Origin of the sequence: Sphingomonas sp. FUKUSWIS1 (genome assembly GCF_000733135.1) — a bacterium.
GTDB lineage: Bacteria > Pseudomonadota > Alphaproteobacteria > Sphingomonadales > Sphingomonadaceae > Sphingomonas > Sphingomonas aerolata.
The window spans coordinates 26,844-41,312 of the sequence record NZ_JPJC01000281.1; the positions used below are offsets into that span (position 1 = coordinate 26,844).

General features: G+C 66.8%; 7 protein-coding genes and 1 pseudogene. 1 reads left to right on the forward strand and 7 read right to left on the reverse strand.

All coding sequences use genetic code 11. From position 1 onward, the window contains the following. The 7 genes and pseudogenes from sphsw_RS20020 to sphsw_RS17950 all read right to left on the reverse strand — a co-directional run. Nucleotides 1-451, reverse strand: a pseudogene (locus sphsw_RS20020) (biotin/lipoyl-binding protein); the annotation flags it as partial. Beyond that, a complete protein-coding gene (locus tag sphsw_RS17925) occupies nt 448-2,205 on the reverse strand; it encodes a type I secretion system permease/ATPase (RefSeq protein WP_235188459.1) in 1,758 nt (585 codons plus the stop codon). The pseudogene sphsw_RS20020 and the gene sphsw_RS17925, both read right to left, overlap by 4 nt. Nucleotides 2,206-2,211: 6 nt before the next feature. Further along, nucleotides 2,212-9,435 carry a peroxidase family protein gene (locus sphsw_RS17930; protein ID WP_052381003.1) on the reverse strand — a complete coding sequence of 2,408 codons (7,224 nt, stop codon included), beginning with the start codon at nt 9,433-9,435 and terminating at the stop codon, nt 2,212-2,214. Nucleotides 9,436-9,804: 369 nt separating this feature from the next. Continuing rightward, nucleotides 9,805-10,467 (reverse strand): SCO family protein, encoded by a 663-nt coding sequence (locus tag sphsw_RS17935; RefSeq protein WP_081874424.1) that lies wholly within the window; start codon nt 10,465-10,467, stop codon nt 9,805-9,807. Next, a complete protein-coding gene (locus sphsw_RS17940) occupies nt 10,464-11,525 on the reverse strand; it encodes a multicopper oxidase domain-containing protein (protein ID WP_160172668.1) in 1,062 nt (353 codons plus the stop codon). The genes sphsw_RS17935 and sphsw_RS17940 overlap by 4 nt, the downstream gene beginning before the upstream one ends. Before the next feature lie 26 nt (nt 11,526-11,551). Further along, on the reverse strand, nt 11,552-12,748 hold the full coding sequence (locus sphsw_RS17945; protein WP_052381005.1) for a multicopper oxidase domain-containing protein: 1,197 nt from the start codon (nt 12,746-12,748) through the stop codon (nt 11,552-11,554). A 157-nt stretch (nt 12,749-12,905) separates the two neighbouring features. Further along, entirely contained in the window at nt 12,906-13,562 is a 657-nt protein-coding gene (locus sphsw_RS17950) for a LuxR C-terminal-related transcriptional regulator (RefSeq protein WP_031441816.1), read from the reverse strand. Between the two features lie 281 nt (nt 13,563-13,843). Here sphsw_RS17950 and sphsw_RS17955 point away from each other — a divergent pair. Then, a partial coding sequence (locus sphsw_RS17955; protein WP_152555551.1) for a PAS domain-containing protein occupies nt 13,844-14,469 on the forward strand: 626 nt, incomplete at its 3' end.

Sequence of the window (14,469 nt, forward strand, 5' to 3'; positions counted from 1 at the left end):
GCAGGCGCGCCGCCAGCAGCAACCGCTGCCCGCGCAGCGCATCCTCCGCCAGCACCCGGTCCGCCGCCGGCAGCGCGCGGAATTCGACCGGCTCGGCCATCACCGCGCGCCGGTCGCGTTCGGCGAGCAGGCGTTCGCGCTGCGCGAACAGCATCATCAGCTCGGCGGTCATCCCGCGTTCGAGCGCGTGCAGATCCGCCGACGCGATCTCGAGCAGCACTTGCCCGCGCGCGACCTTCTGGCCTTCGACGGCGCGCAATGCCGTGACGATGCCCCCGTCGCGATTCTGCACCGCCTGCCGCTTGCCCGACACGATCACCGCGCCGCGGGCATAGACGCCGGCGTCGAGCGGCATCATCGACGCGCCCCCCAGCAGCCCGATGAAGAACAGCGCCGCGACGCGCAGGCCGCGCCGGATCTCCACCCGCGCCGAATCGTCGATCATGCTCATGACACAGCCCCCTTCAGTCCGACGACATTGCCGCGGCTCCCGCCGGCGCGGCGCGCCAGCTCGGCCAGAACCTCCTCGGCCGGACCTTCGCAGTCGACCGATCCGGCGTTGAGGACGAGCAGCCGATCCGCGGCGGCCAGCACGCTGGTGCGGTGCGCCGCGATCACGATCGTCGCGCCGCGCTGGCGACTGGTCTCCAGCGCGCGCATCAGCGCCGCCTCGCCCTCCGCGTCCAGCGCGGCATTGGGTTCGTCGAGCAGAAGGATCGGTGGATCGTCGAACATCGCCCGCGCCAGCGCGATCCGCTGCCGCTGGCCCGCCGACAGCGCCAGGCCGCCGCGCCCGATCGGACAGTCATAGCCGCCGGGCAGCGACAGGATCAGCGCGTGGCACCCCGCGACCTTGGCCGCGTCGATCACCCGCCGGTCGAACGAGACCGGGTCCACCGCGTTCGGATCGGCGAACCGGGCGATGTTCTGCGCCACCGTGCCCGTCAGAAAGCCGGGTTCCTGCGGCACATAGCCGCGGTACCGCGCTAGCCGCTGCGCATCCCAGAGGATTGTATCCGCGCCATCGAGCAGCACCTGTCCGGATTCGGGCGCGATACCCCCGGCGAGGATGCGGATCAGCGTCGTCTTGCCCGCCCCCGATGCCCCGACGATGCCCAGCATCTGCCCCGCCTGCAGGTCGAAGCTCACGCCCTTCAGCAGCATCGCCGCGCCATCGGCGCTGCGCGTGGTGATCTTGCGCGCGGTGATCCGGCCGAGCGGCGCCGGCAGGACGGTCGCGGGCGCCGCCGCCGCGTCCGTGTCGAACAGCTGCTTCAGCGATTTCAGCGCCTCGTTCGCGCTCTGCAGGTTCGACCAGCCACCGATCAGCAGCTCGACCGGCTGGAGCGCACGGCTGAGCAGCACCGAGGCGGCGATGATCGATCCGACCGAGATCTGCCGCTGGACCGCGAGGATCGCGGCGAGCCCGAGCGCCAGCGACTGTAGGAACAACCGCATGAACTTGGCGATCGCGGCATAGCGCGCGGTCGCCATCTGCGCCGCGGCCAGCGCCGCCTGCCCGTCGCTGCGTTCGGCGATCTGCCGGTCGACCATCGCCCGGCCCATGCCCAGCGCGCGGACGAGCTCGGCCTGCTGGGCGATATCCTCCTGGACGATCGCCGACCGGGCATTGGCGGTGTGCGCGACGGTCATCAGCCCGCGCGTCCCCCGCTCGGACATCCATGTCAGCACCGCGAGGCACGCGCCTGCGGCGATGATGAACAGCCCCAGCAGCGGATGGATCAGCACCGCAGCCAGAACATAGATCGGCGTCCAGGGCGCATCGAAGATCCCGACCAGCGTCGGCGCGGTGATCACCTGCCGCAGCGTGTCGAACTCGCGCATCGCCTGTGCGGTCGTCGGGTCCCGCTGCCGGGTGTGACCGCGCTCGATCAGCCGCGCCAGGATCGCCCGCGACACGCGCTGGTCGAGCCGCAGCGACACCTTGACCATCAGCCGCGACCGCAGGGCCTCCAGCACCCCGATCGTGGCGATCGCCGCCCCCAGCACCAGCGTCAGGATCACCAGAGTGACGACGCCCCCGGTCGGCACCACCCGGTCATAGACCTGCATCATGTACAGCGTCGGCGCGAGGTACAGGATGTTGACCAGCGCGCTGAACAGCAAGGCGGCAAGGAGATGCGACCGACAGCGCGTCACCGCATCCCGTACCGGCTGCGCCAGCCGGTCCCCGAACATCTGCATCATCGATCAGAACCCGAAATCGCTGTGGTCGATCGTCGTCGCGTTCACCCCGGTGAGCGTGATCGTCTGCGTGCCGATCGTGATCACCGTGTTGACGCCGACCTGCGAAATCAGCACCTGTGCCCCGAAATTGGCGGCGGTGATGCCGCAACCCGAAACATCGAGCAGGTCCTGTCCCCCGGCCGCATCGAAGTCGAAATCGACCACCGTGTCATTGCCCTGCCCGGTCACGAACACGAACACGTCGTCGCCCGTGCCCCCGGTCAGCCGGTCGCTGCCGGTGCCGCCGACGAGCCGGTCCTGCCCCGCGCCGCCCAGCAGCTGGTCGTTGCCCCCCAGCCCCTGCAACAGGTCGTCGCCGTCGAACCCGGACAGGATATTGCCCGCGCTATTGCCCGTCAGTGCGTTCGCGCCGGCATTGCCGTTGCCGTGCACCCCGGAAGTGCCCGTCAGCGTCAGGTTCTCGAGCCCGTCGGCCAGCGTGAAGGTGATGCTGCTGGTGACGAGATCGACGCCGTCCCCGTCGGTCTCGTCGACGCTGTCGCCCAGAGTGTCGACGATGTAGATATCGTCGCCCAGGCCACCCGCCATCACGTCCGCGCCGGTGCCGCCGTCGAGCGTGTCGGCGCCGCCACCGCCGAACAGCTGATCGTTGCCGGCCATCCCGCGCAGCGTATCGGCCCCCTCCATCCCCGACAGGATGTTGACGCCGGCATTGCCCGTCAGGATGTTGGCATCCGCGCTGCCCGTCGCATCGATCGCCGCCACCCCGCTCAGCGTCAGACGCTCGACCCCCGCCCCCAGCGTGAAGGACACGCTGCTGGTGACCGTATCGAGGCCGTCGCCGCCGGTCTCGTCGACCACGTCGCCGATATCGTCGACGACATAGCTGTCGTTGCCACGCCCGCCGGACATCACGTCCTGGCCCGTGCCGCCGTCGAGCGTATCCGTGCCCGCGCCGCCGAACAGCTGGTCGTTGCCGGCAAAACCCGACAGCGCGTTGGCGCCGTCATTGCCGGTGATGACGTTGTCAGCGGCATTGCCCCGCCCCGCGATTCCCCCCGTCCCGGTCAGGGTGAGGCGTTCGACGCCGGTGCCGAGCGTGTAGGTGAGGCTGCTGGTGACGGTGTCGATACCGTCGCTGGCGGTCTCGTCGACGATGTCGCCGGTCGTGTCGACGCTATAGAGATCGTCGCCGTCGCCGCCGGTCATGATGTCCGAGCCGGTGCCGCCGTTCAGGATGTCCGCGCCCGCACCGCCGTTCAGCCGGTCGTTGCCCGACAGCCCGATCAGCGTGTCGTCGCCGTCGAGACCCGTCAGCGTGTTCGCCGCACCATTGCCCGTCAGGATGTTGGCGGCGGCGTTGCCCGTCGCGCTGGGCGAACCGCTCCCCGTCAGCGTCAGATTCTCGACACCGGCGGCGAGCGTGAAGGTCACGCTGCTCTTGACCAGGTCGACGCCGTCGCCGTCGATTTCGTCGACGACGTCGCCGACACTGTCGACGGTATAGATGTCGTCGCCCGTGCCGCCGGACAGGAGGTCGGCACCGATGCCGCCGTCGAGATCGTCCGCCCCGCCGCCGCCGAACAGCTGGTCGTTGCCGGCCAGTCCGCGGAGCGTGTCCGCGCCGTCGAGACCGGTCAGCCGGTTCACCCCGGCATTGCCTGTCAAGACGTTCGCATCGGCATTGCCCGTCGCGTTGATCGCCGCAGTGCCTGTCAGCGTGAGATTATCCACCCCGGCCGCCAGGGCGAAGCTCACGCTGCTGTTGACCAGATCGACCCCGTCCCCGCCGGTCTCGTCGACGGCGTCACCGACATTGTCGACCGTATAGGTGTCGTTGCCAAGCCCGCCCGCCATCGTGTCCGCACCGGTGCCGCCGTCCAGCCGGTCGTTGCCGCCGCCGCCGGTCAGCCGGTCGTCCCCCGCAAGCCCCGCCAGACTATTGTCCCCGTCATTGCCGGTGACGACGTTCGCGACCGCGTTTCCGGTGGCGTTCAGCGCCGCGTTTCCAGTCAACGTGACGTTTTCCAGCCCCGTCGCGAGCGTGTAGGCGATGCTGCTGATGACGGTGTCGGTCCCGTCGCCCCCGCTTTCGCTGACGACATCGCCCGTGCTGTCGACGACATAGGTGTCGTCCCCCAGCCCGCCCGCCATGGTGTCGGCGCCCGCTCCCCCATCGAGGAAATCGGCACCGGCGAGCCCCGTCAGCGTGTTGGCGGCACCGTTGCCGGTCAGCACGTTGTCGCCGCCATTGCCGGTACCGCTGATCCCCGCAGAGCCGCCGAGCACCAGGTTCTCGACGTTCGCGCCCAGCGTGTAGCTGATGCTGCTGGTCACCGTGTCGGTGCCGCCCAGGCTGCCCTCGACGACCGTGTCGCCGCCGTCATCGACGACATAGGTGTCGTCGCCCAGCCCCCCCGCCATCCGGTCGGCCCCGCTGCCGCCATCGAGGCTGTCGTTCCCGTCTTCGCCGAACAGACGGTCGTCCCCGTCGAGCCCTACCAGCGTGTCATCGCCGCCGCGCGCAAAGACGAGGTCGGCGTCCTCCGTGCCGGTGAGCGCATTGGCCTCCTCGTCGCCGAGGATCGCGTAATCGGGGATCGCGACCGCCATCGTCGCGTCGGAATAGACCACCGATTCCGGCTGGTTCGTCCCCTGCGTGCTGAACCCGCGATTGTCGGTATAGTTGGTCGCGACGCGCAGCGGCTGGCCGATATCCTCGACGGTGACCTGATAGGTATCGCCGGTCGCCCCCGCGATATCGACCCACGTCCCCTCGACTTCACGCTGCCACTGCCGCGCAAAGCTCGTCGTGCCGTCATAATCGATGAAGCTGCCCGTCGTGACCGTCAGCACCTGATCGATTTCCGGCTCGACGTTATCGATCCCGAAGCTGCCGACATGCTGCCGGTTGATCTCGGCGATGCTGTCGGCGAACTGGATCCGCTCGACATTGCGCAGCATGTCGCTGCCCTCGTCGCCGATATTGTCGACGACGCTGACCCGCCCGTCGGGCCGCAGCGTGATCGTGAAGTTGGAGCGGTTGCCGATATAGACCGCGGTATCCATCCCCGACCCGATCGTCGCTGCACCCGTGGCATAGCCGTTGACGGTCTCGCGGTAGACGATCTCGCGCGATGCCACGAGCTGGCCGGGGTTGATCGTCCCGTTCAGCAGTCGCGCCTGGATCTCCGTCAGCGAATCCGCGCGGAACAGCTCGGGGCCCGAGCCGTCCTTGTTTTCGCGCACGCTGATGAAGACGTGCATAAAGGCGTCGCCGTCGATGATGTCGTTGCCCGCGCGCCCCTTGATGACGTCCGCACCGCCGCCGCCGATCAGCAGGTCGTCGGTCGTGCTGCCGTCCATCACCAGCGCATCGACATCGTTCGCATCCCAGGTCTTGAAGCTCAGCAGCTCGCGCAGCCCGGTGATCAGCCGCACGCCGTCCTCGTACAGGTTGTTGCCGAGGATCCGGGGATTGTCGTCGCCGAGCAGGTCCGGGAAATTGGCGCCCGTGCTGACGAGCCCGAGCGGGATCTGCCGGCCGGTCAGCGTGTCGGCATATTTCCAGCCCGACAGCGCCTCGACCAGGTCGTTGCGGTCGCGCAGCGTGAACGCCTGCTGGTTGACCGCGGCACTCAGCCCGAGATCGGAATTGGCGGCGGTCGTATCACCCTGGTGGATGACCCAGTCGAACCCGGCCATGCCGTTGTTGCGCTGGATCCCCGCCCCCTGGATCATGATGTCGTCGCCGCTCTCCCCGTCATAATCGGTGTCGTTGCCGCCGCCGTTCAGGATGTCGTTGCCGATGATCGGGCTGTTGAAGAACAGGTTCGAATTCTCGCCCGTCACGCTGTCGAAGCCGTCGCCGCCCTCGATCCAGTCGTCGCCTTCATTGCCCATCAGGCCGTCGCTGCCGCTGCCGCCGAGCAGGAAGTCGTTGCCGCGGCCGGCGAACATCTCCTTCGCGTCGGTGCCGCCGACCATGAAGTCCTGGCCGCCGCCACCGAACATGATGTCGAGCCCGGAGCCGCCGCTGACGACGTCATTGCCCTCGCCACCGCGCAGGAAATCGTCGCCGAACGGATCCTCGATGATGTCGTCGCCGTCACCGGCATAGACCTGATCGGATTCCGTGCCCGCGTTCAGGTAATCATCGCCGCCATCGCCCCACAGCGTATCGATGCCCTTGTCGCCATAGAGCCGGTCATTGCCCTCGGTCCCGCCGAGCACGACATGCTCGCCGCCGCTATATTTGAGCATCCCGCCATCGTCATGGCCGTCGCCGTCGACGTCCTCGCCCGGGGCGATCCGATCCACCTTGGGATCGAACGCCTGCTGGAAACTGTCCTCCCAGACCGGATCGAACGTGCCGCCCGCCAGATACGTGCCGTCCTCGCCGATATTGGTGACCTGCGGCGTCAGCGGATCGAGTTCGAGGATATAGTCCGCGGTGTTGAAGATCTGGCCGTCGATATGCGTCGAATGCACGTCGCCCAGGTCGGAATTGCGCATGACGAGATCGGCGAAGCTGCTCTTCTCCAGCTCGTTGAGCATGTTCATGCCCTGGGTGCGGCTGAGATAATAGAAGCGGTCGCCGTTCTGCAGGCTTTCGAGCTGGTGCTCGAACACATAGTTGAACGTCGAACCCAGCATCCCGCCGAATTCCATCTTCTCCTCGGCCAGACCGCCGATCCACAGATCGACCAGGTTCAGCCCGGTTTCGTGGCTATTGACCCCGTCGACGATGTTGGGCGCCCAGTTGCCCTTGCTCTGCAGGAAGTTGAGCCGATCGGCCGGGGCCTGGAGCGCATGCTCCTCGACGCCCATCGCGGCATTCGCATGGACGACGATATCCGCGCCGCCCATCACCAGCAGGGTCGCGGCGGCGCGCTTGCCCTCCAGCGTCGTCTCGCCGGTGATCAGCGGATGCGTGCCATAAGCGGCGATGAAATTGACGATCGACAGCGGGTTCTTGATGTTCTGCGCGAAGTCGAACCAGCTCGTATAGGGCTTGAGCTGCGACTCGTTGGTCGAGGCATAGAGCTCCGCACGCACCACGTTGAACGCCGCGACGCCGGCATCGCGGCCGCGCGCGATGTTGAGCGCGGCGAGGTCGAGCGGCAGCCCGACGAGGAAATTGCGCAGGGAATCCGGCACGAACTCGTCGATCTCGCTGCCCTCGACGCGCGTCATCCCGCGAATGATGGCGCCCGCGGCGATCGCCGCATCCTCCTCGCCGGTGACGGGATCCAGACCCGCTTCGCCAAAGGCCTGCGGGTTCAGGAACGCCTCGACCAGGCTCAGCGATTGCGTCGACAGCGTCGGATCGGTGATCTCGATCGTGTCGGTCAGCATCGAATGGCCGAACCGGTACACGGCGTGCGCGAACTCCGCGGTGATCGCAGGGTCGATGTCGGCGGTATTGCTGAAGATGAACGGATCGATATTGGGCTGGATCCGGCGCGCGAATTCCTCGAACACCAGATGCTGATACTGCATCTCGGTGCTGAACCGCCCCGCCTGGAACAGCCTCTCGCCATCCCAGTCGAGCGCGGCGATCGCCTGCGTCTTCGCCGTCCCGGTCAGCGCCTCGATCGCATCGAGCTCCGCCTGCGTGATCGCGGTGCGCGTACCGTCGGCGGCGGGCCGCAGCCATTCGTTGACGATGGCAAGGTCACCCGATGCGATGATCGTCAGCTTGTCCGCCTCGACCACGCGGTTGTGCTCGGAATGGAAGACCGTGTGGACCGCGGTCAGCCCGATATTCTCGTTGCCGCGGCCGTCGCCCGTGACGAAATGCGCGTCGAGCATCTCGTCGTCATAGGTCAGCGGGTTGTTGTCGTCGGCGATCAGGTCGCGCGCGTTGATCACGCCGTCCAGATTGACGTCGCGCAGGTCGTCGAGCGTGATCGCGTGGTCGCCATCCACATCGACGATCCGCCCCTCGCCCGCGACCAGGTCGGCCTCGTCGGACACGCCGTCGCCATTGAAGTCGAGCATGTCCGTATCGGCGGTCTGCCGCACCGCGGGCGTCGCCGGATTGTGATCGAGGTCGACCAGCACCGGTTCGGCATGATGCGCGATGTCGTTGAGGAACGCGTGGCCGGTGAAGTACGCGTTCGCCGGCACCGCGACGCCCTCGGCCGTCCCCTCGAGCAGCGTGCCGTCCTTCAGCATGATCTGGGCATAGCCGTTCGCGCCGGGGATGAACCGGCCATACGCGTCGGTCAGCAGCAGCGGCACATTGTGCACGTCGTAATCGTCGAGCCGGATGCCGAGCATCGTCAGCGCCTGCGCCTTGGTCTCGGCCCAGTTCGCCATCCCGCCGATCGCGCCGTCGAGCAGCCGCCCGGTCGAGACCGCATGCGAATCCTTGACCCCGTCGCCGTCCGAATCGACCGAGAATTTATACTCGCGCAGGAACACCTGATGCGACGCATGCGAGGTATAGGTCTGGTTCTGGTCGATGAACGGCGTCGTCGTGTTGACCGTTTCGGTCCCACCGACGACCGGGTTGCCGTTGGCGTCATATTGCGTCGACCGGGTCAGCGGCATGAAATTGGGGCCGCCGGGGACATAGAGCGGATCGTCGGGCTGGAGCGGGATCAGCACCGTGCCGTTGCCGCCCTTGGTGATCAGGTCGAGCCCATGATCGAAGAATTGGCCGAAGAACGTCATCCAGGCGTTGAACGACGGCGACAGGCCGATGTCCGGCGACAGGTTCGGGATCGATGCCAGTTCCTCGTTGGTCGGGATATAGCCGTCGGGTGGCGCGTCGCCGCCATGCGCATCGGCATAGGCCGCCTGCGCATGCGCGTTGACGTACCAGGCGGCGATCGCCGCGGGATTGGTGTTGGTCATGTCGGCGATCAGGTTGCTGATCAGCCGCGGATCGGCATCGACCACGCTGCCCGGCGTGCCATAATCGGTGTTGGTCAGGACCGGCCCGCCGGGCCCGGTGCCGAACGTCGCGCCGTCGTTCAGGTTGCGGAACACCGGCGTCGTCAGCCGCGGCAGCAGCTGGTCCGCCGCGCCCAGCACCGCATTGCCCGGCAGCAGGTTGTTGTAGCTGCCATCGACGGTCCGCAGACCATAGGGGATTAATTGCGCCTGGGGGCCCAGGATATCCGCGAGCGACTCGCCAGCGGCATTGCGCTCGCTGATCCTGATCTGCGCCAGGATGAAGTTCAGGTCTCCCAGATCGACGGTAAAGTCACCAGACATGATGCAATTTCCCCTCTGAATGACGAAACGCGAAACGTCTCGAGCGATCGTGATCGGGTCGTGATCGAAGACCGGCACACGTCGTGACGCCAACCTTCCATTCTTCGTTCGGCGGGATAAGGCCCATGAAGGACCTACGCCGGCCCCTGGCAGCCTAGGCCCTGTCCTAGGCCGAACGGCCGGGTTCGCGGCCGCTTCGCCTGGCGATGGACCCGAACACGCTTCGAATCCCGGTCTGTGCGAGGTCGAGCGGGGCCATGCGCGACGCTACCCCGCCGCCAGTGAGGGGGGGCTCGTTCCGGCGGCGGGGTCCCGATCCGGCGAGCGAGTCAGCCGGTCGAGACGATACTGGACACAAAAGCCGCCGGGTCAGCCCCGGCGGCGTGCCAGATGACGGATCATGTCCTCGAGCGCGACCGAGGGCTGGTCGTGCATCGCATAGCCCGCGACACGCGTGTCGGGCGCGAGGACATAGATGAGCGAGGAGTGGTTGATGCTGTGCCCCATCTCGCCGGGCCTTGGCGGGATGTGCTCGCGCGCGACGTTGAATGCCTGGGTCGCGGCGGACAGCTGTGCGCGCGTGCCCGTCGCGACCACCAGCCGCCCGTCGAACTTCTTCGCCAGCGCGCGCATCGCAGCGATGCGATCGAGCTCGCCGTGGCCGTGATGCGGGGCCGCCTGCAGCGCCATCGCCGCCGCCGCGCCCGGCCGGCGGAATCGCACCACGCCGAGCGGCGGCACGTCGATGTCGACGAACAGCGCACGCGCCGCGATCCCCGACTGGCGCAGCCGTTCCGCCGTCTGCACCATCCGCGGAATGGCCATCGGGCAGCTCGCGCGGCAGCGGCTGTACCCGAAGAACAGCAGCGTCCAGCGATCGCGAAAGTCCGAAGGCCCGATCGGGCGGCCTGCGACATCGGAAAAGTCGAACGCCCCGCCCAGCTGCGTGGGCATTGCCGCATGCGTCGCATGGCCGGGACGTGCGGACGGGGGGGCGGACGGGGGGGCGGATCGGGTCGGGGGTGTGGTCATGATACGACAATCTGCGTCTTGGCCACGCCGCGGCCATTGTCCTGGACGCGGCGGGTGATCCAGTGGAGATATTCGATCGTTGCGTTGATCGCGCCGCGCTGAGTCGCGGTGATCAGGAAATCGAGACGAGCGGCGCTGGTCAGCTCGATCGGGCTGCCCGCGGGAAAGACGATCGGCGCATTCCAGTTTTCCTTGCCCAGCCGGTGCCCGTCGCACGACACGCAGGTCACCGGCACCTGGAACGTCACCCGAAGGATCGAGTAGCTCGCGTTAAGCAGCCGGATGAGAATGGTCTCGCCGACCCGCGCCTTGGCCGCGACCCGCTGATCGGTCATCGTCTTGGTCGGGAACACACCGTTGATCAGGAAATATTTGGGCTCGAACCGGTTCAACCCGACATTCTCCCCGCACATGCCCGCATCATGGTTGTTGCTCAGCACATTGTGCCAGCGCGCATCCATGTCGTCGCACACCCAGAGCCGCTCGACCTGGTAGCGCTGGTACGGCGCATTCTGCATCGGCGTCGAATAGAGATAGCCGGGCCCCTCCGGCGGGTCGACGATCAGCCCGCCGAACATCCCCATCTCGAAATGCAGCGGGGTGTTGCGGTGGCAGTGATAGAAGAAGGTGCCGGGGCTCGACGCTTTCCACTGATAGGTGAACTGGTTCGCCACCTCGAACGACACATGGCCGACGCCGTCATGCATCGTCGTCGGCTCGATCCCGTGATGATGGATCGTGTGCGCATGCTTGGCGGTGAGCAAAGTGACATGCACGATCTGTCCCTCCCGCACGCGCATCAGCGGCGAGGGATAGGGTGATTTGATGCCGCTCGCCGGATCCTCGAACGCCCAGTAGCGCAGCCGTACCCCGTCGGGCGCGACCAGATTGCCGCTGGTCGTCACCTGCCGGACGAAGCTGATGTCGGGCGTCAGCCGGTCGGGCGTCGGCAGGCTCGCCTTGAAGACGTTGCAGCCGAACGTCTGGAAATTGGTGACGCCCTGTGCCGCGGTCTTGGTCCAGTCGATCCCCGACGGACTGATACTTTCATCGCCCATGGTCATTCCCCATCGTCTCGACCGGATCAGAAGGCGTAGATCGGGCTGGTCATCGTCCAGTGCGTGACCAGTCCCTGCGGATAATTGCCCCCGCCCGCGGTCTGCGACATCTCGGTGTGGCAGTGCATCACGTATTTCAGCGGGAACGGCTCCTCCCTCGGCGGCCAGACCGGCACGTCGGGCGGCCGCTCGAACGGCAGGATCATGTCCTTGCGGTCCATCGGCCGCATGATCCACACGTCGCGTTCGTAGACGTTGGTCTCGCAATAGGGGACGCCGCTCGCGTCCGCCTCGGTACATTCGAACAGGTGATTGCCGTGGATGTGCGCCGAATGGGTGCACAGCCCTGCATTCATCACCCGCAACAGCGTCGGCTGACCCTGTTTCCCGACCGGCTCGATCGCCTGCGCGGCCGCCCTGTCGACGCTGGCTGTGGTGTCGTGGACCGCGGTATCGAACCCGCTCAGGCCGTTGATGTGGAAATAATCGGGCAGGAACGCATCGATCAGCGCCTGGCCCGATATCCGGTAGCCCGACGCCACGCGCGCGTTGATCGCCGAATCGGTCTGCGAGAACAGCCACAGCTTGTCGCGCGCCGGATCCCCCGCCTTCCACCGCTCGCCGGGAAAGCGCGGATGCCGCCCGAACGCATCGAACACCGCGGCGATCTGCGGCGTGTGCATCGCGCGGCTGAACGGCGTCGCCGAGCCCGCGACCGTCGTGCCCAGCGCAGGGTCGACGATGAAGGCGCCGTGCAGCCCGAGGATGCGGTTGAGCGGCGGCTCATACGGATCATGATAGAGATAGGAGCCGCCGACCGGCGCGACGAAATCCGGCACCTGCCGCGTCTGTCCGGGGGGGATTTCGGGCACGGTCGCCTGCGGCATGCCCGTGATCGCAAAGCCGTGCGGGACGAGGTCGTTGTTCGTGACGCTGATCGAGACGGGTTCGCCCTCGCGGTACCGCAGCACCGGCTGCGGCTGGCCGTTTTCGTGGAAATAGAACACCATGTAGACGATCTTGCCGTCGATCATCTCCTTCTCGACCGGCTCGATGACCAGCCGGAGCGACTGCGCAAGATCGGACGAGCCCGATAGCGACATCGGCGTCGGCGCCGGGCTGCTGAGCGGCGTGTCGGTCGGCGTGATCATCTGCTGCGCCGTCGCCGCGAGCGCCACCGTCGTCGCGCCGGCCCCAATCTTCAGAAAGTCCCGGCGCTCCATCGACTATCCCCATGACGTTCGCGCAGCGCAATATCTGCCCGATTTCCCGGTATTTAGGTGCCAGACGCTGCTGCAGGATCAAGTAGGCCGCTCGGTCTAAGACCATGGACGATGCAGGGCCCGGGCGGGTCGCCGCGCGGCATGGCTGCAGGCCGGGTCAATAGGCCTGCGCATGCACCGACGCGACCGCACCGGTCCGGTTGTGCACCCCGAGCGCCTTGAACAGCCCCGACAGATGCACCTTGATCGTCCCCTCGGCGAGGTTCAGCGCATGCGCGATCTCCTTGTTCGACGCGCCCCCGACGAGCAGTTGCAGCACCTGTTGCTGCCGCCGGGTGAGCGCGCCCTCGGCCCGCACCGAGTCCGGTTCGGGCGCCGACAGGTCACCGACCATGTCGGGCAGATAGATATGGCCCGCGGCGACCATCCGCACCGCCTTGGCGATCTCGTCCATCGGCATGGATTCGAGGATATAGGCGTGCGCGCCCGCGCTGATCAGCGACAGGATCTTCATCCGCTCGCGCGTCTGCCCGACGACGATGATCCGAAGGTGCGGGTAGGACAGGCGCAGCCGGCGCATCATCCCGTGACCCTGGCCGTTCAGAACATCGGTATTGATGACGGCGAGCTTGGTGCAGTGCGCCCTCAGGAGATGCGCCTGGACGCTGCTCCAGTTCGATGTCGTCAGAACCGTATCGGCTAGATGCTGCTGGCTGAGAATGCTCGATATGGCGTAGCGGAATATTTCGGCATTGCTTGCGACAATAGCGTTGGATCTATCCAATTCATCATTGCGAATGATCTGCTCATTCATGACGCCCCTCCATTGGATGTTTTTGTAATATTACGCGATAATCTTACCAAAGCTGCCTAGACCATTGGCTGAGGCTGCGACCACGCCGGGTCTTAGGCAAGTCCGTACGGATACGGACCCCAGACAGTCTGTTCAGGCTTGGCACACCATGACCGTCACACCGGCTTTGCTTCAATTTGAGACGGTTGCACTGCGCGAAGACCCCGGCAGGTGTCTGGAAACCCCTGTGCGGAAAGCGTAGCATTTTGGTTCTTTCCGGCGGATTCGAATTTGGAGCGATCGTGCAGCGGCTATGGGCCATCGTCGACCAGCAGGAGACCGCGTCCGACTGGCGCTGGAACCTGCTGCAGGGCGTCGGTTTCGGCAGCGCCGCGCTGGTTGCCACGGCGCTCGGCCGCCACCTGTTCGGGATCGACCTGCCCTTCACCTTCGCGCTGGCGGCGATCGCGATCGGCGCCGTCCTCGGGGGTGCGCTGACCGCATGCGTAGGCGCCGCGACGACGATTCCCACCGCACTGGTGTTCAGCGCGCACCATCCGCTCGTGACGCCGCTGAACACGCTGGTCGTGACCGGTTTTGCGATCGTCCTTGCGCTGTTCGGCGGTCGCATGACGCTGCTGCGCCAGCGCGCTGGCCTCGCGCAGGGCCGGTCGCACCAGCGCGAACTCTGTCTCCACTCGATCTTCAACACCACCCCCGCGGCGATGCTCATCGTCGACGCGGCGGGCGACGTGCTCGCGATCAACCGGAGCGCGCGCGGCATCCTGGGGATCACCGACCCCGATACCGGACGCCTGCGGCTCGCGGACCTGCTTCCCGGCCTGCCCGACCTGTCCGGCGAGACCGCGACCGCGCACGAACTGTGCCGCGCCGATGGCACGCGTCTCGCGCTGTCGCTGTCGAGCGG